This window comes from Psychrobacillus mangrovi, from assembly GCF_037104765.1.
Lineage (GTDB): Bacteria > Bacillota > Bacilli > Bacillales_A > Planococcaceae > Psychrobacillus > Psychrobacillus mangrovi.
This window is the reverse complement of sequence record NZ_JBAWSY010000001.1, coordinates 599,050-625,725: the sequence shown is the minus strand read 5'-3', so window position 1 is coordinate 625,725 and position 26,676 is coordinate 599,050. Positions and strand designations below refer to the sequence as shown.

Sequence of the window (26,676 nt, the reverse complement as noted above, 5' to 3'; positions counted from 1 at the left end):
GTCACATTTAATATAGTTTATTAGACAATCTTCACAATCAGTCAAAAGTAAGGTATAAAAAAGTATGGTATGTGGGAGGACAGCTGATAACTAGTCTACGGTTACTGCACCATAGAATTTTATTAATTTTAACAATTCAAGATAAAATGAAAGCTAAAAAAGTCCTTCATTCTATGGAGGATTTTTTATTTTGTCTAAAATTATTGATTATTTAAAAAAGTAAAATATTTTAAAGGTGATTTTAGATAGATGGCGAATAATTTAGGATAAGAACTGGTATATAAATTGAAATAATCATAGATTGAAAGAGGTGTTGAAGTGGTAGGAATTATGAAGTTGAATAACCGGCAATACCCAAGTGATTTTGATGTATATCTTTTTCATGAAGGAACACTGTTTGAAAGTTATAAGATGCTCGGAGCTCATATACTTTATGAGAACGATATTCAAGGTGTGCGTTTTGCAGTTTGGGCGCCGAATGCGAGGCAAGTTTCCGTTGTGGGTAACTTTAATAATTGGACTGGTACCCAGCATCCAATGGAACGCTTGGCTTCTGGGATCTGGGTATTGTTTATTCCCGAGCTTGCACATGAAGATATCTATAAATATGAGGTTACAGGACCAGATGGACGGAAGGAACTAAAAGCAGATCCGTATGCCTTTTATTCAGAGTTGCGACCGGCAACAGCTTCTATCATCTACAATTTAAATACATTTGAATGGCAAGATCAAAAATGGATGGCACAACGATTAAAGAAAGATATTTACAACAAACCGATGACGATTTACGAAGTTCACTTGGCTTCCTGGAAACAAAAAGAAAATGGTGAGTTTTATAGTTATCAAGAACTTGCTGACGAATTAGTCGATTATGCAATTGATAATGGTTTTACGCATATTGAGTTGATGCCTGTTATGGAGCATCCTTACGATGGTTCATGGGGTTACCAAATAACTGGATATTATTCTGCAACTAGCAGATACGGTACACCTGAGCAATTAATGTATTTTATAGATCAATGTCATCAAAAGGGACTTGGTGTCATTCTGGATTGGGTGCCTGCACATTTTTGTAAGGATGCTCATGGCCTTGGACTGTTCGATGGAACACCTCTCTTCGAATCGGTAGATCCCATGCGAGCCGAGAGGCCAATCTGGGGAACATATAGTTTTGACTATAGTAAGCCAGAAGTCGTCAGCTTTCTGATTTCAAATGCAATGTTTTGGATGGATTTTTATCATGTTGATGGAATTCGAGTTGATGCCGTTTCATCAATGATTTATCTAAATCATGATAATCCTCTTCCAGTAAAATTGAAAAATCAGTTTGGTGGCGAAGAAAATCTTGAAGCAATTAAATTTCTAAAAAAGTTAAATGAAACCATTTTCCAAAAGTATCCTGGTGCCCTCATGATGGCGGAGGAAGCAACCGAATGGCCGCTGGTTACAAGTCCTACTAGTACAGGCGGACTTGGATTCAATTATAAATGGAATATGGGTTGGTCAAATGATGTACTTAAATATATGAAGCTTGATGTTAAAGAACGACCAAAGCATCATCACCTACTGACTTTTTCATTTTTATATGCTTTTACGGATAATTTTGTCCTTCCATTTTCGCATGATGATATGGTTCATGGAAAAAGATCATTATTAAATAAAATGTCTGGAGATTACTGGCAAAAATTTGCAAACTTACGTCTCTTGTTCGGCTATTTATTCGCACATCCAGGAAAAAAGCTTTTATTTATGGGCAGTGAATTAGGCCAGTTTGACGAATGGAAATATCAGCAAGAAATGGATTGGATGCTGTTAGATTTTGAAGCTCACTCCAATTTCTATCGATACTATAAAGAGCTAAATAAATTTTATCAGGAAACCAATTCCCTATGGCGCCTGGATCATGAGCAATACGGCTTTCAATGGATTGATGCGGACAATGCGGAACAAAGCGTAATTACTTTTATGAGGAGAGGAAAACGGAAGGGAGATTATTGCATAGTTATTTGTAATTTTTCAGCCGATGTTTACCATAATTATCAAATAGGGGTTCCGTCCAACGGGAACTATTTCGAAGCATTTAATAGTGATGCTACATCATTCGGCGGATCGGGACAGTTGAACTCTGCCCCAATCCATGCCAGTAAAATTCCGCACAATAATCAACCTTACTGTCTAGAAATAACTGTACCGCCGCTAGGGATTGCTATTTTCATGAAAGAAACAAAAACAAGGAAAAGGGGAGTCAGTACAAATGGCATCTAAAAAATGGGTTGCAATGCTTTTAGCAGGAGGTCAAGGCTCAAGACTCGGGGAATTGACGAGTGACTTAGCTAAACCCGCAGTACCATTTGGAGGGAAATATCGGATCATCGATTTTACCTTAAGCAATTGTACACATTCAGGTATAGATACAGTTGGTATACTTACTCAATATCGTCCACATATTTTGAATTCATATATTGGTAACGGCCGCCCGTGGGATCTTGACCGCAATAACGGTGGAGTTTCTATGCTTCCACCTTATCAGGGAAAAGATGGTGGGGAATGGTATAAAGGTACCGCAAATGCCGTGTATCAAAATTTCCATTTTATCGATCATAATGACCCGGAATATGTACTTGTAATCTCAGGGGACCATATATACAAGATGGATTATAATAAAATGCTCGAAGATCATATTGATAAGGGTGCACATGTGACTATTGCTGTCATAGAGGTACCATGGGAACAAGCAAATCGCTTTGGTATCATGAATACCAATGAAACGGATCAAATTATTGAATTTGATGAAAAACCTAAACATCCAAAAAGTAATTTGGCTTCGATGGGTGTGTATATTTTTAATTGGAAGCATCTAAAAAAATATTTAACAGAAGACGAAAAGGATAGCAGTTCCACTAATGACTTTGGGAAAGACATTATTCCAAAGATGCTGCAAGATGAAGCAAAATTACAAGCGTATCGATTTAAAGACTACTGGAAAGATGTCGGTACGATTGATAGCCTGTGGGAAGCGCATATGGATTTATTGGAAGAATCATCCGATTTTAAGCTCGGAGACTCAAACTGGCAAATATATGCAGGGAATGCCAACCACCCCCCACAATATATATCTGAAGATGCTGATGTGACACAATCTTTAGTCAATGAAGGTTGTTTGGTATTTGGGAAGGTCGACCATTCTGTTCTTTCCTATAATGTCCAAGTTGGAAGTGGCTCTATCATAAGGAATTCTGTAATCATGCCAAATGTGAAAATTGGAAATAATGTAATAATCGAAAAGGCAATAATCGGTAGCGGTACAATTATCGAAGATGGTGCTGTAATCTCTGACACTAAACAAAGACTTACATTAATCGGTGAAAATCAGCTGGTTTCTTCGGAAAGTGCTTTGCTGCAAGCTTTATAATAGGAGGTAACTTATATGAGGAATGTATTGGGTGTAATTAATCTTGTAAATGAAAGACCCATTTTAAAAGAATTGACCCATCATCGTTGCCTGGCCTCCATACCATTTGGCGGACGCTATCGGATGATTGATTTCACTATGTCAAACTTTATGAACGTTTCCGTAAGTAAAGTTGCCATTTTCACAAAAGATAAATATCGATCGTTGATGGATCATCTAGGTTCTGGAAAGGAATGGGATCTCGATCATCGTTCACAAGGTCTATTCATTCTTCCTTCGATTCATCCTGATGAAAAAATCAGAGGAGATTTACAGCAGTTCTATGATCATTTAGAATTTTTCCAACGGGCAACTGCAGATACAGTAATTATTGCTCCTGGTCATCATATTTGTAAAATAGACTTTAACGATGTGATTAAAGAACACGAAAGTAATGAAGCTGATATTACAGTTCTGTATAAGGATTATGATGGGGTATCAGTGAAAAGACCAATATATCATCAAATTTCACTTGATACAAACGGTGAAGTCCGTGATATTAACTTTTATACATCACCTAAGAAAGGTGATCATATATGTTTGGAAACATATGTGATTAAAAAACAATTATTAATAGATTTAATAATGAATTGTATAGATTATGATGAATATGATTTTTTGAAAGATATTGTTAAAGCAAATTTGATAAATCTAAAAGTGCAAGGGTACCAGTTCACGGGTTATATGCCATTCATTCATTCCCTAGAAACATACCATGCTAGTAATATGGAATTTCTTAATCCAGAAATTCTTCGTAACTATTTTTATGATTCATGGGAAGTTTTCACGAAAATTAAACATGAAGCACCTGCCGAATTCACAAATTCCTCTAAGGTGTCTAATTCTTTAATTGCCAATGGATGTATTATTGAAGGCACCGTCGAAAATAGTATTATTTTCAGAGGAGTAAAAGTAAAAAAAGGTGCAGTAGTTAAAAACAGTATCATTATGCAAAAGGGTGATATTGAAGAGGGAGCACATGTCGAAAATGTGATTACTGATAAACAAGTAATCATTACTAGGGATCAAATCATAACGGCGAGAAATAAGCCGATGGTGATCAAAAAAGAGGAAGTAGTTTAAACTGGAGGTACACCAGCATGAATGTTTTATTTGCAGCCTCAGAGTGCGCCCCATTTATAAAGACCGGGGGACTGGGTGATGTTATTGGCGCCTTGCCTCAAGCTTTACATAAAAAGGGAGCAAACGTTAGCGTGGTACTACCGAAATATGACGACCTTCCATTACATTTTAAAGAACAAATGCAATGGATCAAAAGCATTGAAGTGCCTGTAGGCTGGAGACGTCAATTTTGCGGTATAGAAAAAATTAATTATCAAGGGATAACAGTATACTTTCTCGATAACGAATATTATTTTAAAAGGCATGGCAGTTATGGTTTTGGGGATGATGGTGAGCGTTTCGCTTTCTTTTCGCGAGCCGTGCTGGAGGCTTTACCGCATTTAGAGGAACGGCCCGATATTATCCACTGCCATGATTGGCAAACAGGGTTGATTCCTGTTCAGTTGAAGGCCAATTATGAAAATAACCCATATTATCGAGGAATCAAAACTGTCTTTACCATTCATAATTTACGCTACCAAGGTGTATATCCTAAATCAGTGCTTTCTGATTTACTGGATATAAGCGAGCTTTATTTTCATATGGACGCTTTAGAGTTTTATGGGGATGTCAGTTACCTCAAAGGAGGACTGGCCTTTGCTGATTCCGTGACAACTGTTAGTTCAACCTATGCATACGAAATACAGTCTCCCTATTATGGTGAAAGACTTGATGGGTTTTTACGAAAAAGAGGCGCTGATCTTCAAGGAATCGTGAACGGTATTGACAATGACTCCTATGATCCTAAACGTGATGAAAATTTGTTCATTCCATACGACGATTATAAGGGGAAGTATGTAAATAAAAAGCACCTCCAGGAAACACTTGGGCTTCCTATTAACGCTGATATCCCAATAATTGCTATGGTTACAAGACTAGTCGATCAAAAAGGTATAGATTTGATTTTACATGTCTTCCATGAAATCATCGGTTTGAATGTCCAATTTGTTTTATTGGGTACAGGCGATCAGCAGTATGAGGAGGCATTCAGATATTTTGAAAAAATTTTTCCCCAAAAAGTTTCAGCCAACCTTTATTTTGATGAAGCATTGGCACGGAGAATTTATGCCGGTTCTGATCTTTTTCTAATGCCATCACAATTTGAACCATGTGGCATTGGGCAATTGCTTGCACTTCGCTATGGAACCTTGCCGCTAGTTCGTGAAACAGGTGGTCTAAAGGATACGGTTATACCTTATAATGAATTAACCGAAGAAGGAAATGGATTCAGCTTTGCTAATTATAATGCCCACGAATTGCTGTATACAATTGAGCGAGCAGTTGCACTTTTTCGCTTACATCCTAACAAATGGAGGAACTTAGTAGAGCACGCAATGGGTCTCGACTTTAGCTGGTCATCATCTTCGCAACAATACCTCAAATTGTATGAACTCCTGAAATCTGATAAATAAAATAGAATGGTTTTCAAATTGTTGAGAACCATTCTTTTTATGGATCCTTAAATTAAGGGTTTCCAATCACAAAAAAGATGACACAGTCCTAGAGGGATGCGTCATCTTTTTTGTGCATAATATGGATGAGTCTTAAGGGGAAATAACTGAATTATTTAAATCGTATTATCGTTGAATTTATGTTAATAGCTGTATTATCGATTCTGTTGGTTATTTTGTTGCTCGTTTTTACGTTTAGTTTGGTTTAGATCTAAATCTTCTGCAAATTCTTCACGATTGTCCTTTCGTGAATTAGGTTCTTTCTTCTTAAAGTTTGGTTTACTTTTATTTGACATGGTATCGTCACCTCCTAGAGTTTAATGTGCTCAGTATAGATGGTCTTATTCAAAATGATTAGTTCTTTGCAATTCTTTAATGAAATTGGACTGATTCATTAAGTAAAAATTTTTAATAGGCTGGTTAAGGAATTTGAGTTTGCCTACAAATAACTGATCACTATAGTTGGTTCTATCTTTCTTTTTTCTGATTACACTTAATGTAAGAAAGAGTGTATGGAGGTGAAGTGGATTTGGTAAAAAAATACGGAATTACCGCACTTTTGTTATTTGGAGTATATGTATTCGTGATGTATGTATATATTTTTCATAGTAATAGTGGGGGAATACCTGAATCCTTGAAAGGGACAGTTGCAGATCCGCATGTTTTTATGTCGGAGCATGAACTGTACCTTAGTGAGGAGTATTCAAAAATAAAGAATTTCCTCTTTTTTGTAGCAACACCGTTCGAGTGGCTTGTCTATTTATTTATATTAATTACTGGACTTTCTCAAGCGTTTGAAAGTTGGATTCCGATGAAAAACAAATCGGCAATTTTGCAAAACGCAGTCTATTTATTTTTGCTTTCTCTTTTTATATTTATCGTTTTATTCCCTTTAGACTATTACAGTTATTTCTTAAGCAAAAGCTACGGGATCAGCACCCAAATTTTCACCTCCTGGATGCGGGATAATGTCATAGGATTTTGGATTAGCTTTGGTACGACATTAGTGATTGTGACGGTTCTTTATTGGCTTATTAATAAGAACCCAAAGAAATGGTGGATAAATGCTGGGTTATTAATGATTCCGTTCTCCATTTTCCTTATGTTCATTCAACCAGTAGTAATCGACCCACTATACAATGATTTCTATCCGCTAACGAATAAAGAATTAGAGACGAAAATTCTCACATTGGCTGAGCAAGCAAATATTCCAGCCAATCATGTGTATGAAGTGATTATGACAGAAAAGACAAATGCGCTAAATGCCTATGTAACGGGAATCGGTAGTAATTCAAGAATCGTATTATGGGATACGACATTAAACCGCTTATCAGAAAGTGAAATTCTCTTCATTATGGCACATGAAATGGGACATTATGTGGAGAAACATATATATTTCGGAATAGCAGGTTATATCTTAACTACAATTTTGGGGCTTTGGTTAACAGCGAAATTAATGCCTTGGATCATCGCACGCTTTGGACGTGGATTAAAAATAAAACGGATAAATGCTATTCACTCGTTACCATTGTTTTTCCTAATTACATCCTTTCTATTATTCGCTTCTAGTCCACTTTCAAATTATATTTCTAGGTATCAAGAAACTAGAGCTGATGAATATGCACTACAATTAGTGGCAGACCCAAGTGCTGCTGTGAGCACTTTTCAAGAACTTACGAAAGCTGGATTAAATGAAGTGAATCCACCACTCCTCGTAAAATGGTTTCGATATTCCCATCCGACAATGCTAGAAAGAATTATTAATGTAGCCAATGAAACAAGAACAAAAGAATGAGCAAAGACTATAAAATAAAAGACTTGTCCTTTAAAAGGCAAGTCTTATTGTTATCACAGTAAAAGAATCCATTTTGATTATTTTTTATTCAAAAGTGGATTTTTATTATGTAACATGAGGTTAAAAATTGAACCTTGTAGGATATATATATGAGTCTTCACGCAAGGGCAAGCTAAAGATGGATATTTATCGAGTTCTTTTTTTACTCAGTGAAGCTTATAAAGTTAACTAGAAAGCACTTAATTGTATAATAGACGTTTTAGCAAAGAAGAATTTGAATGATAGGCAAATTCATTCCAAGTGGTAACGAGTTCCAATGAGTTAATACACTGACTCAGTTAGAATAAAAACCTTTATATAGAGCAAATTAGACTCTAGGAGGTGAATATCCATGAGTAAAAATAACAATAAGACAATTAATGTTAGAACGCATAATAGTTTCGAACTGTATAAAAATCCTACGAATAATCCCGACGAAGAAATTGCTGAAGAATTTATCGCTATATCTAAAAATAAGGTGACGAAAGAAATTAATAAAAATAAACCTAAAAAAAGGGATTAAACCAGTACATGAAAGGTGAGTGTATTAGCTCACCTTTTACCTGGTTTCACCTTATCTATTAACAAGAGAGTTTCGCAATCAACCAATGTATACATTTTGAATGTTTTTAATACACGTCTACTTTAAATGTATCTATCGCTTCCAATGGAAGTAAAGCATTATTAACATTTTATTCTTTACTCATAATACTTAAATATACATACGAGTAAACAAGATAGAATTTAATTAACTGTCACGTACAATTACACCTAAAAAATTGCCATAAAAAAACTACAGCTACCCGAATTTCTAGGAGTATTACTGCAGTTTAAATGTTGCTAATCGTGTATAAGAAATTTATTCAAATTCTATTAGATCGAGAAATTGCCAATTTCCAGTTGCATCCTTTTCTAATAGATAAGTTAGATTATATTCAAAGCTTTCATTTTGTTCTGTTTCCACTTCATTATGACTCACAAGTGCCATACCATCAATAACAAAATGAGTTTCGATACCTAGTGTCTCGTACCTTAAGTCAAAGTCTTTAAATGTAGTTTCCATGTCATTTTTTAGAAACAAGTAATCAGGAAAGTCTTGGCTATAAAGACCTAAAAGGGACTCAACATCTTCTGTATTTGTATATTCTGTTGATTTTTTGAAGAACTCGATTATTTCTTTTTCTTGTGCTAAGAAGTTTGAATCCTTTCTAATAATTTCATAATAAGTTGTATATAGATCAGCAGCAATTTCCTCGTTTTTTATCATATCTTGCATATCGAAAAATTTAGCTACATTTGCCTCTACTTTGCTTTGAGTTGCTTTATTAGCAATTAAGCTATCTAAATAATTTAAATGAATCTTTGAAGAAATTACATATTTAGAAGCTAGAAGTGCCTTCTCACCAGGCTTTTTATATTTAGCTAAAATTGCCTCTCGGGTTGATTTTCCGTAAACGTGATAAAGAATCTGAGCTTGTTTCCGAATCTCAGTCGATAAATCATGGTACTTTTGTACTGTCATATTGGATGTTGGCGTTGAAGCATATAAGGTGTTGTATTGATTTGTTAAATTCGCAATTTTATTGCCAGAAGTAATTGCATCGATATATGATGTTGTTCGTGAAAGATGAATACCAACATTTTCATGTAATCGTTTTTCAAACTTAGCCTTGTCATTCTCACTTAATTTTTCAATTTCAAAATAAGCTTTCCAGTAAGCATTTTTAGTTAAGTTAAAAACAGTCATATCTGGATATTTTATTTCCTTCGTTATTTCATACGAACTTTGCCACTTAAGAGCACCTGCATGTTGCTCTGCTGTTTTCAAAAAAGATTCAACTCTAGAAATTGAAGCAGCTTCGGCATTGGCTAAAGGTAGTTGTAAACTAGTGCCGATAATTACAACTGCCAATACGATAAATAATAATTTCTTCATAATAATCTCTCATTTTTGGTAAATAGTCTTATATTGGTATGCTATGTATAAGCCTTATTTAGTATATTATATAACTATAATATCCGCTATTAATTATTGAATGTAATAGATAGAAATGTTATAAAATCGTTTAACTGTTTTTTAACTGTATTGACTAAAAGTTCAAGCATTTATTCAAAAAGGATTCATACTAAATGAATTATAATCATAAGAATAATTACTAAATACTCCTTTTGGCATTGGCAAGACCCCTCGTCTTAACTCCTACTAAATAACCGTTAAACCCCTTTTATAATAGTTTAAGAGTCACGAACAAATTTTTAAAACTTATTGCATAAGTTTATTTTTAAGAAAATTACAACTTCTCACTTTACCTTTCTATGGAAAAATGGAATATTATAACTATTGATAGGTTGCTAGAGGAGGAGGAGAAGAATGTTCACCTGTGGGGCAATATTGAACAATAGGGATTATGGGTTTTATTCAAAAGTAGTTGATTCTAGGTCAATGATGAGGCAATGCCTATGAAAGTGTTGGACGTAGATTTATTTCAAGATGGGCTACAGCGGAATATTACTATGCTTGACAGGCTACGAAGTGAAATAGAAGCAATCCATCGTGCAGTCGATGGACTCGTACAGATGGAGGATCAATTGAAAGGCGAGGGAGGGAATGCCATTCGCTCCTTTTATGGAGAGTGCCATTTGCCATTTCTTCAATATTTCCAATTGTTCTCCGAGAATTTCAAACAAGTTCTTCACCAGATGGAGGCTGCTCTTAACTCACTCGAACCTGATTCGGCAGGCCACATACTAGAACAATTCCTAGAAGGTGAGCTGGAACAAGGACTTACGCTTATCGGCCAGCTGACAGCTAGTTTGACTGATGAAACTAACAGTATCATGGATCAGGTAAGCGACATTGTCGGGCTACCCCACTTAGATGATAGCGGAGTGCAGGAGGGAGTCATTAATTCTAAGAGGAAACGTGATGACACGGTCACGCAGCTTCACGAATTCGATTCGAGCCAGACGACCGCACTGATGCCTATTGAGCAAGATATGCAGACTATGGAAAATTGGCTTGCGGATTTAGAGAGAATCTTTGAGTCTGGACTTACGGAAATCCATTTTCAAACAGAAAATTGGACAGGATTGACTTCTAAAAATAAATTAAAGACAGATTTGGTGTATCGTACAACTTCGATTGCCAGACTTTCCACCATATTAGATATTGAAAGTCAGATGACGACCATGTTACAAACATTTTTAGCTGGAGCGCGTCCAATTCAATTTGGCTATGGTGGTTTTATTAACATACAAAGTCCTTTTGTTGGTACTGATATGATTGCACTATCATGTCCAAGACCAGAGGGAAATGGGGCTGAACAAGAAAAAGTAAACGTCAAGAAAAATAGTAATATTCTTCAGGACTTAGCTGACTTAGGTATAGGTGCTATAAGTTCTATTCCTTCATTCTTTACAGGCGACTTTGGTTCAAAAATGATGGGAGAAGCAGAAAAAATAGCTCCTAGACAATCTAAAATTTTTGAAAACGTGCAACGCTTTTCACATAGAACAACTAATTCAGCTCTTTTAGGTCTACCTGCACAACTGGAGAAGAACGTTACAGGTGTAGTTTCGCCTTTCCAATCTCAACGAAAGTTTGGTGAGGGTGGAGGTACGGACATTTTAGCTGATATGCTAGGCTATTTAGTCCCTGGGGTTGGAACTGTAAAAGCTATTAGAGGTACAGCATTAGGTGCGAAAGGACTTACAACTGGGGTTTCTGCACGCAATTTAGTACAATTTGCTAAAGAAGGTGCTGCAGTTGGCGGTGTTATGTCTGGAGTTGAGGTCGGAGGTCGTGAGTTACTAAATCCAGAAGACACAAGTTGGGAACAAAATGCTTTGGAGCTAGGTTTGAATGTTGGTGCCGGTGCAGCACTTGATCCATTAGTTTCAATGTCAGTACCTATAGCTAAGTCTGTGCAGAAGATGTTAAATGACAAATCTATTGTAGATGCAGTGAATCGATCGTCGAAAACTGATGAAGGAATCCCTAAGGGTATCGGTAATAAGGAAGTAAGTGGAACTAATAGTACAATCCTAGATGAACAAAAAATTAACACAAAGGGTGGATCGAAGTCTCCATCAGAAATCGCTCAAAGTTGGCAAGGTTCAGGGAAATATCCAGGGGTTGATAAATATAAAGACATAGTCATTAAGAAAGATAAAATTATATATAGAGGTGAACCTAATGGGACTGGGTATTTTACAACAATATCGGCTATAGAGAGATCTTATAAAGATGCAACTAAAATTTTTGAAGGCTTACAGGTTGAAAAAAATGCAATACATGGATATAGAGGGACTATGCAAGGGTATAAAGTAAATATTGATATCGATGCCGCATTCGGTATTACAAAAGCAAATCCGCAATTTGGAAAAGGAGAATTACCTCAGATTTTCGTTCCTGACGTTGATGAATTAATTAGCAATGGATATTTAGTACCTGTAGATACTATTATTTTAAAAAAATAAGGAGAAATTATTCATGATTGATATAACAAGTGGTGAATTGTTCATAAATAATGAATTAATATTTAGACCCCTATATAGATTTGAAGAATTTAAAAATACATCATATTATAAAAATCAAGATGGTATAAGAGTAATATATTTAGAAGGAAAACAATCTATAGATGGAAATGACTATTACGTTAATTTTTTCTTTAGAGAAGGAAAGATTTATGCTGTAAATCTGATTAAAGATGATGAGAATATTACAGAGTTGACAGAACCACTAAGAAAGTTAGTACATGATAAGATATTAGTCAAATATGGAATTGAAAACGGAAAAGAATATCCATGGGGAAAAGTTGTTTCGGATTATGATGCAAGAGGGAATGTGAGTGCAATAACAATATATTATAATTAAATATGAGTGAGTGAAGTATAATCATTGTGAGTAGGGCAACAAAGTAACGAGATTAAAATAAATGATTTTGTTCTGCATAACATTTATTTATTGTATAAAAACTTCAAATATTTAATAAAATATCTACTTTAACGTAAAGCACTTAATTGTATCAAGGCAATGGGTGCTTTTGTTTTAATTTAACAATAAATGGTCATTTAATACTCGGTATTCTTTAAAAAACGTGATCCAAATTAAAATACATGTATCGGTTATATGGTTTTTCCTATTTAATTTAAAATTACAATAGTGAAAATTTTGTTTTATTCATAGGCGTGTGATGGAACATTAGGATGTTATAAGAAGTTATAAATAATAGGAGGATAAAATGATTAGGAATGATATTTACTGTCGATACAAAGGAAAAGAGTATCGATTTGTTCACAAAGCTGACGGAACTTATGAGATTGTAACTAAAAATAAATTTAATATTGATGAATCATTTGATTTTTATCAAAATGAAATTTATCGAAAACAAGTAGAATTAGATGAAATTGAAGATGTATATTCTATAAACAGTTTTGCCGTATATAAGGGAGAAATTTTTGGAGTCAGTCGCTCTATTGGACCTGACGTAGAATTGTATACATCAAATATAGATTTAGCTAAAGAGAATAGGATGAATCAAATTGGAAAAAGTGAGTTTATAAAAGTAGTTTCTAAATCAGAAGTTGAAGTTTTTGAAGAAAAGAAACAATTAAATCTGAAATAAGCAATAAGTGGTTGATGGAATTGTAAATATTAAATAGTTTTTTCAGGTTTCAGTTAGTTGGAGTAGGAATTTAATATAAAGTTGGGACAAAGAACAAAACTTTGTCCCCTAAGATTTGATTGATTCCTGTATAAATATAGACTAATGAAAACATAGATTATTTGTATATTATGGATAAAAAAATTATATTTGAACGTGGACACTTAACAGAAGAGACTCCGTTATTATCACAAATGATTAAACAAACTAAGTCTGATTGTGAATCGTTGTTACTCGCATTTGATACAGAACTTAATTTTGACATCTAATGCTTTTTATTCTGTCATCAGATGAACTTTAAAATTTATATAGCTGTAAAACAAAATGAAGTATAGACCGAAAGTATTGACACATAGATTGATGAATTAGTTTTAGGTATTCAGTGTGAACTTAACCAATCAGTAAGTAATTTAATAGAGCAAGGAGTGCTCAGAAGGGTGAGAAAATAGAATGAAGAAGGAAGAATTGCATAATTTACTGATTAACTCCAATGTTCCACCAGATTCGTATAACTTAAATGGAGGACTACCTAATGAGGCATTTTGTTTAAACAAAGAGATCATACTTGGGAAGTTTATTATAGTGAACATGGTGTGAAATCACAATTAAAAAAATTTGAATCTGAAGAAGACGCTTGCGAGAATTTATATATTAGAATTTCAAAATTTCTCAATTTATAGGGGGAACATTAACGTTTAATTCATAAAAGTAATGATTGTTTTAATTAGTTAAAGTTTAAATACCTTGACTGCTTAATCATGAAAAAAATCGAAATTAAGATAGGAAACCATCAAGTGAAAGATGGTAAATGTTTTTTGAAAATTTAACTAGTTATTTAAGTCAAATAAAAACATCTTTACGTTGAATTAAAACTGGGAATTGTCCCTTTAAATTCTAAGTGGAGGTGTTTTTTTTATATTAGTAAAAGTTAATTGTGTAACATTCTATCTCGTTACCACTTGTTAATGAATTTGCTTGTTATTTGCGTAATTCCTAACTCTCAAAAATAACAGTCAAAGCCAAAGTTTAATGCAACTGTTGCTGTCGTTATTTGTATTACAATTGCTTAGCAGACTCCACTTAGAAACTTCATGTTTTTGATTGTAATCCACAAGGAAGTGGAGATTGAAGAGTATAATTTAAATTACGATGAATTTAAAGATTTACGATTAAAACCATCTTATTAGTTAAATGATATTGAAAGAAATGATTATTCAAGAAATTCGTGACTATGTCCCACTACCAGATAAAAATACAACCTTAATAAAGAACATCATGTTAAAGATTTTCAAAAATACCTTGATGGAGAGTATACCTCTGTTAGAGGTTTTGTGGCAAAAGTTGAGGATAGTTATTTTTAACGGAAAGGTATTTATTGATGTAGATTAAGGAGGTGAATAATATGTTAAAAACAGGTTTATATGGATCTTATGAGGGAGTCGAGTAAGGATTAACTGTTGATAGGGATAATAATTTGAAATTTATGACTGATGAGAAAGAAAAAATAGATGCAACATTTGAAGATACTTACCAAAGTGGAGTTTACACTAAGATAGTGATAGCAAACGAATTAGTGAATTGTGTAAGTATTATTCCTTATGGAATTATAAAAGGAGAGAAGTTCAAATTTTAAAGGAAAAGGATGACCAATATCAAGTTGCTACAGATTCTTTACTAGTGGGTAGTAATCTAAATCTGCCTAGAATAGATAGAGATTCTTGGCTTGGGTGGGTATCTAAAAGTGAGATCAGGCTAATTGAAGAAATAACACCTATTAATCTGGAAGATTTATAATCGTTGCTTAAAATTTATTTCTAGTTTTGGAATTATGGTAGAGAGATATAATAATTAGCCTTGAATAGGTATAACCTTTTAAAATTTCTAAAACATTTGGAAATCAAATGATAACCGGAAGCGTTGCGCCACAATATAAATTTGAACAAAAATATGTAGAAGGAGAAAATAACTGGTGGATAATGGAATGAACAAAATTAATCGAGAAGTAGAGAATCAACAAACAAAGGTAATTGGTTTAATAGATATAGTTCTGGAAGAGCTATCTCTAGAAATAGAGGCTAGAAAAACGATAAGTGGCAATGAGATACCTTCAGTATTACAACTTGAATCTATTTCAAATGAATTAATTAAAATGAAAAATGTGTTGTCACCAAAAAATTATTATCCGACTTATACTAGACAAATAGTAGACTCTTGGGAGATAAATTCAAAATTCGGTGATAAATTATTGAGTGTTGAACAAGAATATACAAAATTAAATTGATTGGAATAGCCTTGACTAGTCTCGAACCAGTAACCCCCACCTTGTCGAGGTGAAACAAATGAGATAATTTTTTATACCTATTACCTTTCACTCGTGAACTGTTATTAGTAAGTAAATCTAGCCATAAAAAACACCCCGCAAATGTTAGTTTAGTGTCTAACATTTACGGGGCAGTTCATTGTATCTTCGGCTGCTTTCTTTATCAATAGATAAGAATCTCTTCTTTCATTCCCAAAAAGAACAAAACCACTTTGTATCTTGTGGTTGTAGGAGTGCGATGGATTCACATTTGCCACAGGATTACCGAAAAGAAAAAAATCCGCTGGAAGTGACGTAATCAACTTCCAACAGATTTTATCATTCTCTCGTTAAAGGTGTAGAAAATGTGCAATCCATAGCAACCCGAAAACCACTCAACACTAAGTTATTTCTATTTCTTCATATGTCTTATTTTCTCTTCATCCGGTGTAACAAACAAAGTAGTTTGCTCAAAATAAATCACAAAACCAGGTTTAGCCCCACTAGGCTTCTTCACTTGCTTAATCACCGTATAATCTACAGGCACTGAAGAAGATTCACGAGCTTTACTGAAATATGCAGCAAGATTCGCTGCTTCTAAAAGAGCTGTTTCTGACGGATCGTCGGAATGTATAACAACATGGGATCCTGGGATATCCTTGGTATGAAGCCATGTGTCTGTTTTTTTCGCCAGCTTAAAGGTGACAAAATCATTTTGTTTATTATTTTTACCTACAGAGATTTCCGTGCCATCTGAGGCAATGAATTTTTCTGGTGAAGGTTTTGTTGGTTTCTTCTTCTTTTTCGATGCTCTTGCTTTTAATAACCCTTGCTCCATTAGTTCTTCTCGAATTTCTTCGATGTCGGTTGGAGAGGCTTGCATTACTTGTTGGAGAAGCAACTCAAAGTACGCAATATCATCTTTCGTTATTTCAAATTGTTGTTCGATTTTTAGTAATGCCGTTTTCGCTTTTGTATAGCGATTATAATAGCTTTGTGCATTTTGCGTAGCTGTTTTTCGGTTATCTAATGGGATGGTAACTGTTTTACCATCTTCATCGTAGTAGTTGATTAGCTCCACTTCTTTTAAGCCTTTTTCAATTGCATAGGCATTTGCCATTAATAGCTCCCCGTACAATTGGAATGTATCCAGTTTTTCGGCTTGTTCAAAGTCTTTTTGGAGTTTTTTCATTTTCAGCTTTAATTTGTTTAATTCGTTTTGAAGCCATCTTTCTAAATCTCCAGCCTGTTGTTTCACACGGTCACGTTCTGCTTTGGCGAAGTACACTCGATCTAGTAAATTTCCTAGAGTTTCTTCATTATATTTATCTCCATCTAAATGAGATAAAGCATTAGGAGAATAAAACGTTTTTCCGTTGAATTCAACTATTTGTTTTGCAGAGCCACCTTGCTCAAATTCCTTCATATATGCTTTATAAACTTCTACACGAGCTGTCACATCATTAAATCGATGCAATAATTCCTTTGCATGTAATGGAGAGAAACTTGATATTTGCTCCACAATTTCTTTTGATTCATGAACGGATTGTATAACATTTATCAGTTCTTCTGAATACTCTAAGGGATGGAGCTTATTTTGAGCAGGAGGTGCAATGTAAGGTTGGCCAGGTAAAATTGTACGATAGCTATTCATGGAAGGTGATAAATGCTTAATACTTTCCAAAATTAGATTTCGAGTAGGGTCAACTAAAAGTAAGTTACTATGACGTCCCATGATTTCCATGTGGACTTCTCGTGTAATATCATCTCCGATTTCGTTTTTACTTTGGATTTCGAAGATGAGAATACGATCGGTTTCATGTTGTCGGATGGAAGTAATAATTCCACCTTCTAAATGCTTGCGTAACACCATGCAAAAAAGAGGTGGTTGTGCAGGGTTGTCAATTGTTTCATGAGTAATTTGCACACGTGAATAAGAAGGGTGAACAGAAAATAATAATTTATAGTTTTGCCCTTGAGCGCGAATTTGCATTAAAATTTCTTGTGCATTTGGTTGATGTATTTTAGAAATACGCCCACTAACTAATTGCTGTAATTCAGTTTTCATTGAAATTGTAAATAAACCATCAAAAGCCATAATATGTCCTCTTTCAAAACGTTTTTTTCGATCAAGCTTTGTCGCCTAATATCGACGCATGAGCTTTTCTATATTGTCCAGCTCCAGCGCCTTGCCCCTCGGGGTCAAATGGTAAAAAGCGAGGAGGCATATCTCCAGCCACCACAGCTTTTTACCATTTGCCTGTCGGGGCAGACATAGACGCTTATGCTTTTCTTATTATCTTATCATTTTCTGAGAAACTTGTGTTATAATCAGTTAAGTATGTAATTATAAGAAGAATTCGGTATATGAATGTATTTGAAGGAGACGTTATGCGAAGAGAAAAAGGGATATTAATCGTCTTATCGGGTCCATCCGGAGTCGGAAAAGGGACAGTGAGAAAAGAATTATTTTCAGAGCCTGGAACAAATTATGAGTATTCTATCTCGATGACTACAAGACTTCCAAGAGAAGGAGAAGTAGATGGAGTAGATTACTTTTTTAAAAAGAATGAAGAATTTGAGGAGTTAATTGAACAAGGAAAATTATTAGAGTACGCTTGTTATGTAGGTAATTACTATGGTACTCCTATTGATTATGTCAATGAAACGCTCGACTCTGGACGAGATGTATTTTTAGAAATAGAAGTTCAGGGTGCTGCACTTGTTCGTGAAAAAGCGCCAGAAGCACTATTTATATTCCTTGCGCCTCCTAGTTTGTCTGAATTAGAGCAAAGACTAATCGGCAGAGGGACGGAAACAGAAGATGTGATTAATTCTAGAATTCAAGCTGCAAGACAAGAACTAGAAATGATGCATTTATATGATTATGTCGTTGAAAATGACGAAGTAACAAAAGCATGCGCTAAAATTAATGCCATTGTTGCTGCGGAGCATTGTCGACGTGAACGAGTTGAAAAAAGATATTTAGCCATGTTGGAAGGGGAATTATAAATGTTATATCCATCAGTAGATTCATTAAAAAACAAAATTGATTCAAAGTATTCGTTAGTGAGTGTAGCCTCTAAAAGAGCTCGTCAGTTACAAGAAGAAGGCGGCGAACGTTTAACTTCATATATTTCTCATAAACAAGTTGGGAAAGCTTTAGAGGAAGTAGCTAAAGGTGAACTTTCAATCGAATCATCGAGTGAAAACGTAATTTACGAGGACGAAGTATAAAATATCCACTTCATTAGCTAGTCGTCCGAACGACTGCAGGATAAAGTGGATGCCTTTGGCGGATGCTACTGATTTTGTGATGGAACTCATTCAGCAGGCTGAATGTAAAATCTGGGCGCAAATACGCCAAGGCGAATTAGATTTGAAGCAAACACCTCCCAAGGAATAGTTCTTTGGGAGGTTGTTTAGTTAAGAGGACGAATTAACGATAAAGTAAATGTCTAGCTTCAGACGCCAACTGCGACTGCGCAAGCTCGTCGCAATAAAACCGCGTGCTCGAGGTCAAATGCCCATTTTCTGAGGTGGCTGAGGAACTGCCTCCTCGAAAACCGTCATTTGCTTGTCGCAGCTAGGCGGCGTCTGCCGCTTTTCCTTGGGAGGAGAAATCATTATGTTAACTTCAAAAAAAATTGTTGTTTGTGTAACAGGTGGTATTGCTGTTTATAAAGCGGTTGCGCTCGTTAGTAAACTTTCACAGGCTGGAGCGGACGTGCGGGTCATCATGACGAAATCAGCGATGGAATTTGTACAACCTTTAAGTTTTCAAGCGATGTCTCGAAATGATGTTTATTTTGATACGTTTGATGAAAAAGATTCTAGTGTTATTGCGCACATCAATTTAGCCGATTGGGCGGATTTAGTTATTGTTGCACCGGCTACCGCAAATGTTATTGGTAAGCTGGCAAACGGAATAGCAGACGATATGGTAACAACCACTTTACTTGCGACAACTGCTAAAGTGTGGATAGCACCTGCGATGAATGTGCATATGTATGAAAATGCTGCGGTTATACGAAACATCGATCAACTTTCAAAAGACGGATATTCATTTATCGAACCTTCTGAAGGTTTTTTAGCATGTGGTTACGTTGGAAAGGGCCGTTTAGAGGAGCCCGAAAAAATCGTTCAACTGCTGGAGGAATATTTTGCTCCCAAAGAGTTACCACTTAAAGGACAAAAAGTTGTTGTGACTGCGGGACCTACAAGAGAAAGAATTGACCCCGTGCGCTTTTTAACTAATTTTTCTAGCGGCAAGATGGGCTATGCAATGGCAGAAGCAGCAGCTAATTTAGGAGCAGAAACTATTTTAATATCTGGGCCAGTAAGCATAGATGCTCCAAGTAATGTAAAGCTCGTACCGGTGGAAAGTGCACAAGAAATGCTTGATGCAGTTCTAAAAGAGTTTGACACAGCTTCGATCGTTATCAAAACAGCAGCAGTGGCGGATTACAAACCGAAGGAAGTACATAGTCAGAAAATGAAAAAACAACCTGGTGAGTCTACAATTGTTTTAGAACGTACAACTGATATTCTGTCTGAGCTTGGCAGTAGAAAGACAAAGCAATTGTTAATCGGTTTTGCGGCAGAAACGAATGATGTGCTTCATTATGCAAAAGGTAAATTGGAAAAGAAAAATGCAGACTATATCATTGCCAATGATGTGACAGAGGCAGGTTCAGGCTTTGGAACGGATACAAATTCCGTTACTTTAGTAGGTAAACATGATGTTGAAGTGCATTTCCCTCATTTAAATAAAAAGGAGCTTGCTCATCAATTGCTTCAAACAATTATCAAACTCGAAAAAGATGAGCTTAAATGATAGTAGAAGTTATTGTTGATGTTTCTGCTTATCCAATTGACCGACCATTTGATTATATTGTTCCTGAGGAATTGAAGGATCTCGTTGAAAGAGGGAGCCGGGTTCACGTTCCTTTTGGAAATCGTAAAGTGCAAGGTTTTATTACCAATATCAAAGAACAAACAGATATCGATACTTCCAAGCTAAAAGAGGTACAATCCATTATTGATGTAGAGCCTGTTGTCACGGAAGAACTTCTACAATTATCTAAATGGATGACCAATAAAACACTTTGCTATGAAATAGATGCACTTCAGGTTATGCTTCCTGCTGCTTTACGTGCTTCGTATAAAAAGAATATAAAGCTGATAGATTCTAACGCAGTGGATGAATCATTTTTAGCTCTGTTTGGAAAAAAAGACACTATTACTTACGAAGTAATTGAAAAAGCTGGTTATTTACGACAAATGAAAAAGTATTTAACACAAGGTAGCGTTCAACTGGAGACAGTTATTAAACAGCACGTAAAAGCAAAGACGATTACAAAGTATAACGTCATTGCTACTAAAGAATACATTCAAAATCAAATAAGTAACCTAGCTAAAAATGCCGTCAAACAAAGAGAATTAATGGAATGGTTATTAATCCAAGAACAAGATTCTTTTACAATGGAAGAACTAAAAGAAACAGTCAACGCAAATAATAATGTAGTGAAAGCTCTAATTGAAAAAAATATTTTAGCATTAGAAAAAGCCGAAGTTTATCGAGAAATTACTACATTGGAGCATCATGACACGGACCATAGATTCCAGCTGACAGAGGAGCAGTCTGTTGCACTTGAAAAGATAAACCATGCTCAGAATCATGCAGAGAATACAACATTCTTATTACACGGGATTACTGGCAGTGGAAAAACTGAAATTTATTTAAATGCAATCGAGAACTCCATTTTAAAAGGAAAGCAAGCAATTATGCTTGTGCCAGAAATTTCATTAACTCCTCAAATGACTCGACGGTTTAAACTTCGTTTTGGTGATGAGGTTGCTGTAATGCATAGTGGCTTATCAATCGGTGAAAAGTATGATGAATGGCGTAAAATATGGCGTGGAGAAGTGAAAGTTGTCGTTGGTGCAAGATCTGCTATTTTTGCTCCATTTAAAGATCTCGGTGTCATCATTTTAGATGAAGAGCATGAATCTACCTATAAACAAGAAGATAATCCAAGATACCATGCAAGAGACGTAGCAATTTGGCGTAGCGAGTTTCATAAATGTCCTGTCATACTAGGGAGTGCTACTCCTTCACTTGAGTCGTATGCTCGCGCTTCAAAAGGTGTTTATTCGTTGTTAACGCTGAAAGCACGTGCGAAAGAACAAGCCTTACCAACCGTGAATGTAGTCGATATGCGAGTGGAACTGAAAAATGGTAATCGTTCTATGTTCAGTGTAGAGCTTGCAGATGCGATAAGAGAAAAACTCGATAGGAAAGAACAAATCGTATTATTTTTGAATAAGAGAGGTTTTTCTTCATTTGTATTATGTCGTGACTGTGGAACAGTCGTGGAGTGTAAGAACTGTGATATCTCCTTGACGTATCATCGTTCGGGAGAGCAGCTTAAATGCCATTATTGTGGACATGAGGAACCAGTTCCATCTATATGTCCAGAATGTGCAAGTGAACATATTCGCTTTTTTGGGACAGGTACACAAAAAGTAGAAGAAGAAATTGCGAAATTGTTTCCTTTTGCAAGAGTCATTCGAATGGATGTAGACACTACTAGAACAAAGGGTTCCCATGAACGAATTTTAAAGCAATTCGGTGATGGCGAAGCGGATATATTGCTTGGTACACAAATGATTGCAAAAGGGTTAGACTTCCCAAATATTACACTCGTAGGAGTGTTAAATGCTGATACAACTTTACACTTAGCAGATTTTCGAGCAGCGGAAAAAACGTTTCAATTGATGACGCAGGTTAGCGGAAGAGCAGGTAGGCATGATAAAGAAGGAAAAGTATATATTCAAACGTACACTCCCGAGCATTATGCTATTGAACTTTCCAAATTACAGATGTATGAACCTTTCTATCATAAAGAAATGCTCGTTCGTAAGCAGTATGAATATCCACCTTTTTATTATTTGACGCTCGTTCAAATAACGCATGAGAATGTTATGCTCGCATCCGAATATGCGAAGCTTGCAACGGATTGGCTAAGAGCTAATTTATCGGAACAGTCAATGGTTGTTGGCCCGACAGCTTGTGCAATTAGTAAGATACAAAATAGATATCGTTACCAATGTTTGATAAAATACAAAAAAGAACCAATTTTAATCGAAAAACTACAGCAATTAATAAAAATATATCGTACAGAGTGGATGAAAAAAGGTATTATCTTATCGATTGATCTAGATCCTTCCACGATTTTATAGGCGGTTTGAAAAGAGGAATAAAGAAATGGCAATAAGAGAAATTGTTACACATCCGAATGAAGTACTGACAACAAAATGTAAGGAAGTTACTGTATTTGATCAGATGCTAGCGACACTTTTAGATGATATGTACGATACGATGATCGCTTCAGACGGTATTGGAATAGCCGCTCCCCAAGTAGGTGAAGCAATTCAAGTTGCAATTGTGGACCTTGGCGAAGGGCAAGAAGTCATTGAAATGGTAAATCCGGAAGTAGTCGAAATAGGCGGTTCTGAAATTGAAGTGGAAGGTTGCTTAAGTTTTCCAGATTTATATGGGGAAGTAGAGCGTCCATTTTATGTAAAAGTAGAAGCGCAAGACCGAGATGGCGCTTTATATGAATTAGAAGCTGAGGATTATGAAGCACGAGCTATCTTGCATGAAATTGATCATTTACATGGTGTTTTATTTACATCTAAAATTATACGTTATGTGGATTTGGAAGAAATAGAGAAAGAGCTAGAGGAGGAACAACTATGACATCTATCGTTTTCATGGGGACACCTGCTTTCTCCGCTCCCGTTTTACGTATGTTAGTGGAGGAAGGCTATGATGTTTTAGCTGTTGTCACGCAGCCAGATCGTCCAGTTGGTAGAAAAAAAGTACTAACTGCTCCTCCTGTAAAAGAAGAAGCGGTTAAACTAGGACTTCCTGTCATCCAACCTACGAAACTTAAAGGTTCAGAAGAGTTAAAGCAAATTATAGCATTGCATGCAGATATCATCATCACTGCTGCATTTGGTCAATTACTTCCAAAAGAGTTGCTAGATGCTCCTGAACTTGGATGTATTAATGTTCATGCTTCCTTGTTACCTGCATATCGGGGTGGTGCGCCTATTCATCAAGCAATTATCGATGGGCAGGACAAAACAGGTATAACCATTATGTATATGGAAGAAAAACTGGATGCAGGGGATATAATTGCACAACGTGAAATTTCAATAAATCATACAGATGATACTGGGCTTCTATTTGATAAATTAAGTGTAGTAGGCACTGATTTATTAAGAGAAACACTACCATCCATCATTACAACAACAAATAATCGAGTGAAACAAGATGAGTCTCTTGTGACGTATGCAAAAAATATTTCACGCGAACAAGAACGAATTGATTGGAACAAATCTGCACTAGAAATACACAATCAAATCCGAGGTCTACACCCTTGGCCAGTAGCTTACACAACGCTTGATGGACAGTCGGTAAAAGTTTGGAAGGCAGACACAGTACAAGCGAAAACGAAAGAATTACCAGGAACAGTTGTGAAGGTGGAGTCGGATTATTTTGTTGTTCAAACAGGCTTTGAAGAAGCAATTCGAATAGATGAATTACAGCCAGCTGGGAAAAAGAAAATGTCCGCAGTAGATTATTTGCGTGGCGTAGGTTCGAAATTGCGAATAGGGGATAAATTTGAATGACAAAAAAACAAGAAAAAATTTGGTTAGGGAATGTTCGGGACGCAGCACTTACAATATTAATGGCAGTTGAGAAGCAACAAGCATACAGTAACTTATTATTACATCAAACAATTGAAAAATATAATATTGAAGATAAAGATCGAGCGTTATTGACAGAGTTAACGTATGGAACAATTCAATATAAAATGACGTTAGATTATTATTTACAACCGTTCATCAAAGGGAAGTTGGAGGACTGGGTTCTACAATTACTTCGCCTCTCTCTATATCAAATTCATTATTTATCGCGTATTCCAGATCATGCGGCTGTGAATGAAGCGGTTAATATTGCAAAAAGAAGAGGGCATAAGGGTATAGCAGGAGTAGTGAATGGTATCCTTCGTTCTATTTTAAGAGAAGGCGTTCGTTCAACCGAAGAAATTAAAGATGAAGTAGTTCGACTTTCGATTGAAACAAGTCATCCTCTATGGATGGTGAATCGTTTTATTTCAGAATATGGCTTTGAGACTACCGCTAAAATGTTAAAAGAAAATAATGAACCTCCAGTAACTACACTTCGAGTGAATTTATTTAAACGTACAGTGGAGCAGGTACTTCATTTAATGACACAAGAAGGATATGTCGTTGCACAAAGCGAAGTTATCCCAGAGTGTATTTATTTGTTTAACGGTCAAGCGGCTAAATCAACTGCTTTTCAAAAAGGCTTTGTCACGATTCAAGACGAAAGCTCCATGATTCCGGCTTATGCACTTCAAGTAGAGCCAGGAATGACTGTACTTGATATGTGTTCGGCACCAGGTGGTAAAACGACACATATTGCAGAAAAAATGAAAAATACCGGAAGACTTATCGCAATGGATATCCATCAGCATAAACTAAAGCTAGTAAAAGAAAATGCAGAAAGGTTGGGCTTTAGTTTTATTGAGACAGTAGAATTAGATGGACGAAAAGCAACAGAGGAATATCCAGAGCAATCTTTTGACCGTATCTTAGTAGATGCACCATGTAGTGGTTTAGGTGTAATGAAGAGAAAACCAGATATCAAATACACGAAAAATGAAAAAGATTTTGCTTCATTAAAACCGATTCAGCTGAATTTGTTAGAAGAAGCATATAAACTTTTAAAGAAAGATGGTTTATTAGTTTATAGTACATGTACAGTTGATCGGGAAGAAAATGAAGGAACCGCCAAATTGTTTTTAGAGGCTCACCCAGATATGCAACTACAAGCTTTTCCAGACGTTATTAAAGACATAAAAGACCAAGAGCAAGCAGGAATGCTTCAATTGTTTCCACAAGATTTAAGAAGCGACGGTTTTTTTGTATCAGTCTTTAAGAAAGCTTAAGACGCCCACTAAGCCGAGAAATGGCAAAGAAAATTTTCATTTCATATTAAAGAGGTGACGGAATAGATGGAGTTTGTTGTTAAAACGGATGTAGGAATGAGAAGAACTGTAAATGAAGATCGAGCGGACGTTTTTGTTCGCTCCGATGGGCGCATTTTAGCTGTAATAGCGGACGGTATGGGTGGTCATAATGCTGGTGATGTCGCGAGTGAAATAGCCATTTCTGAATTCAAAAGATACTTTGCGGCCTATAATCCAGCCATTGTGAAAGCAAAAGACTGGTTAACTTATACGTTTCAGTCAATTAATCAGGCAATTGTACAGCATTCAGCTGTTAATGTAGGTTGTGAGGGCATGGGGACTACGCTCATTGCTGGATTATTTGAAAAGAATAAGGGGATTATTGCACATGTAGGAGATAGTCGTGTATATGAACTTCTACCAAACAGTATAGCAAAGATAACAAGAGATCATTCTTATGTAAATGTCTTGATAGATTCAGGTGAAATAAACGAAGAACAAGCAAAAACACATCCAAAGAAAAATGTTCTTATGAAGGCTGTAGGAACAGAGCATACCATTCAACCAGATTTTCATGAAGTAGAATTTCAACCTAATTCTATTTTTCTCTTTTGCACAGATGGATTAAGCAACAAATTGAATGACCCATTTATTCATACAATTCTTTACTCGAAGGATTCTTTAGCGGAAAAGGGTACCCAGCTAATTGAAGAAGCAAATCGTGCGGGTGGAGAAGATAATATTTCTTTAATAATACTATCTAATAACAGTGAGGAGGTGTGA

23 protein-coding genes are annotated in these 26,676 nt (G+C 35.6%); 20 read left to right on the top strand and 3 right to left on the bottom strand.

Features of this window, described 5'->3' with window-relative positions:
- The first annotated feature begins 330 nt into the window (after window positions 1-330).
- From glgB to glgA, 4 genes are read left to right on the top strand one after another with little or no spacing between them, the layout of a single operon-like run.
- Window positions 331-2,265, top strand: coding sequence for a 1,4-alpha-glucan branching protein GlgB (gene glgB / locus WAX74_RS03095; protein ID WP_336496175.1), 1,935 nt, complete (start codon window positions 331-333; stop codon window positions 2,263-2,265).
- Window positions 2,255-3,412 (top strand): glucose-1-phosphate adenylyltransferase, encoded by a 1,158-nt coding sequence (locus tag WAX74_RS03090; protein WP_336496174.1) that lies wholly within the window; start codon window positions 2,255-2,257, stop codon window positions 3,410-3,412. Before glgB ends, WAX74_RS03090 begins: the two co-directional genes overlap by 11 nt.
- Window positions 3,413-3,427: 15 nt before the next feature.
- On the top strand, window positions 3,428-4,534 hold the full coding sequence (gene glgD, locus WAX74_RS03085) for a glucose-1-phosphate adenylyltransferase subunit GlgD (protein ID WP_336496173.1): 1,107 nt from the start codon (window positions 3,428-3,430) through the stop codon (window positions 4,532-4,534).
- Window positions 4,535-4,551: 17 nt separating this feature from the next.
- Complete coding sequence (gene glgA / locus WAX74_RS03080) at window positions 4,552-5,985, top strand: glycogen synthase GlgA (protein WP_336496172.1); 1,434 nt, start codon at window positions 4,552-4,554, stop codon at window positions 5,983-5,985.
- A gap of 194 nt (window positions 5,986-6,179) precedes the next feature.
- Here glgA and WAX74_RS03075 read toward each other — a convergent pair whose 3' ends face one another.
- The gene (locus WAX74_RS03075) at window positions 6,180-6,320 is read right to left on the bottom strand and encodes a hypothetical protein (RefSeq protein ID WP_336496171.1); all 141 of its coding nucleotides are present in this window, start codon (window positions 6,318-6,320) and stop codon (window positions 6,180-6,182) included.
- Window positions 6,321-6,553: 233 nt separating this feature from the next.
- Between WAX74_RS03075 and WAX74_RS03070 the strand changes: the two genes are divergently transcribed.
- Window positions 6,554-7,819, top strand: coding sequence for a M48 family metallopeptidase (locus WAX74_RS03070; protein ID WP_336496213.1), 1,266 nt, complete (start codon window positions 6,554-6,556; stop codon window positions 7,817-7,819).
- Between the two features lie 391 nt (window positions 7,820-8,210).
- A complete protein-coding gene (locus tag WAX74_RS03065; protein WP_336496170.1) occupies window positions 8,211-8,381 on the top strand; it encodes a hypothetical protein in 171 nt (56 codons plus the stop codon).
- Between the two features lie 336 nt (window positions 8,382-8,717).
- On the opposite strand, the gene WAX74_RS03060 is transcribed toward WAX74_RS03065, so the two are convergent.
- Window positions 8,718-9,794: a hypothetical protein gene (locus WAX74_RS03060; protein ID WP_336496169.1), complete on the bottom strand. Its 1,077-nt coding sequence runs from the start codon at window positions 9,792-9,794 to the stop codon at window positions 8,718-8,720.
- A 524-nt stretch (window positions 9,795-10,318) separates the two neighbouring features.
- Here WAX74_RS03060 and WAX74_RS03055 point away from each other — a divergent pair.
- The 6 genes from WAX74_RS03055 to WAX74_RS03030 all read left to right on the top strand — a co-directional run bounded on the left by WAX74_RS03055 (window position 10,319) and on the right by WAX74_RS03030 (window position 15,805).
- Window positions 10,319-12,337 carry a ribonuclease YeeF family protein gene (locus WAX74_RS03055; protein ID WP_336496168.1) on the top strand — a complete coding sequence of 673 codons (2,019 nt, stop codon included), beginning with the start codon at window positions 10,319-10,321 and terminating at the stop codon, window positions 12,335-12,337.
- 13 nt (window positions 12,338-12,350) lie between these two features.
- A complete protein-coding gene (locus tag WAX74_RS03050) occupies window positions 12,351-12,734 on the top strand; it encodes a hypothetical protein (protein ID WP_336496167.1) in 384 nt (127 codons plus the stop codon).
- A 367-nt stretch (window positions 12,735-13,101) separates the two neighbouring features.
- On the top strand, window positions 13,102-13,485 hold the full coding sequence (locus WAX74_RS03045; protein ID WP_336496166.1) for a hypothetical protein: 384 nt from the start codon (window positions 13,102-13,104) through the stop codon (window positions 13,483-13,485).
- A gap of 489 nt (window positions 13,486-13,974) precedes the next feature.
- The gene (locus WAX74_RS03040) at window positions 13,975-14,121 is read left to right on the top strand and encodes a hypothetical protein (protein ID WP_336496165.1); all 147 of its coding nucleotides are present in this window, start codon (window positions 13,975-13,977) and stop codon (window positions 14,119-14,121) included.
- 886 nt (window positions 14,122-15,007) lie between these two features.
- Complete coding sequence (locus tag WAX74_RS03035) at window positions 15,008-15,157, top strand: hypothetical protein (RefSeq protein WP_336496164.1); 150 nt, start codon at window positions 15,008-15,010, stop codon at window positions 15,155-15,157.
- 336 nt (window positions 15,158-15,493) lie between these two features.
- Window positions 15,494-15,805 (top strand): hypothetical protein, encoded by a 312-nt coding sequence (locus WAX74_RS03030; RefSeq protein WP_336496163.1) that lies wholly within the window; start codon window positions 15,494-15,496, stop codon window positions 15,803-15,805.
- Window positions 15,806-16,235: 430 nt separating this feature from the next.
- On the opposite strand, the gene WAX74_RS03025 is transcribed toward WAX74_RS03030, so the two are convergent.
- A complete protein-coding gene (locus WAX74_RS03025) occupies window positions 16,236-17,921 on the bottom strand; it encodes an Rqc2 family fibronectin-binding protein (protein ID WP_336496162.1) in 1,686 nt (561 codons plus the stop codon).
- Between the two features lie 293 nt (window positions 17,922-18,214).
- Here WAX74_RS03025 and gmk point away from each other — a divergent pair, with 293 nt between their 5' ends.
- The 8 genes from gmk to WAX74_RS02985 all read left to right on the top strand — a co-directional run bounded on the left by gmk (window position 18,215) and on the right by WAX74_RS02985 (window position 26,676).
- Window positions 18,215-18,835: a guanylate kinase gene (gmk, locus tag WAX74_RS03020; RefSeq protein WP_336496212.1), complete on the top strand. Its 621-nt coding sequence runs from the start codon at window positions 18,215-18,217 to the stop codon at window positions 18,833-18,835.
- The gene (rpoZ, locus tag WAX74_RS03015; RefSeq protein WP_336496161.1) at window positions 18,836-19,060 is read left to right on the top strand and encodes a DNA-directed RNA polymerase subunit omega; all 225 of its coding nucleotides are present in this window, start codon (window positions 18,836-18,838) and stop codon (window positions 19,058-19,060) included.
- Window positions 19,061-19,451: 391 nt separating this feature from the next.
- Window positions 19,452-20,660 (top strand): bifunctional phosphopantothenoylcysteine decarboxylase/phosphopantothenate--cysteine ligase CoaBC, encoded by a 1,209-nt coding sequence (gene coaBC, locus WAX74_RS03010; protein WP_336496160.1) that lies wholly within the window; start codon window positions 19,452-19,454, stop codon window positions 20,658-20,660.
- Window positions 20,657-23,068: a primosomal protein N' gene (gene priA / locus WAX74_RS03005; protein ID WP_336496159.1), complete on the top strand. Its 2,412-nt coding sequence runs from the start codon at window positions 20,657-20,659 to the stop codon at window positions 23,066-23,068. The genes coaBC and priA overlap by 4 nt, the downstream gene beginning before the upstream one ends.
- A gap of 25 nt (window positions 23,069-23,093) precedes the next feature.
- Window positions 23,094-23,588 (top strand): peptide deformylase, encoded by a 495-nt coding sequence (def, locus tag WAX74_RS03000; RefSeq protein ID WP_336496158.1) that lies wholly within the window; start codon window positions 23,094-23,096, stop codon window positions 23,586-23,588.
- Window positions 23,585-24,526, top strand: coding sequence for a methionyl-tRNA formyltransferase (gene fmt, locus WAX74_RS02995; protein WP_336496157.1), 942 nt, complete (start codon window positions 23,585-23,587; stop codon window positions 24,524-24,526). Before def ends, fmt begins: the two co-directional genes overlap by 4 nt.
- Window positions 24,523-25,872 carry a 16S rRNA (cytosine(967)-C(5))-methyltransferase RsmB gene (gene rsmB, locus WAX74_RS02990; protein WP_336496156.1) on the top strand — a complete coding sequence of 450 codons (1,350 nt, stop codon included), beginning with the start codon at window positions 24,523-24,525 and terminating at the stop codon, window positions 25,870-25,872. Before fmt ends, rsmB begins: the two co-directional genes overlap by 4 nt.
- A 66-nt stretch (window positions 25,873-25,938) precedes the next feature.
- Window positions 25,939-26,676: a Stp1/IreP family PP2C-type Ser/Thr phosphatase gene (locus tag WAX74_RS02985; RefSeq protein WP_336496155.1), complete on the top strand. Its 738-nt coding sequence runs from the start codon at window positions 25,939-25,941 to the stop codon at window positions 26,674-26,676.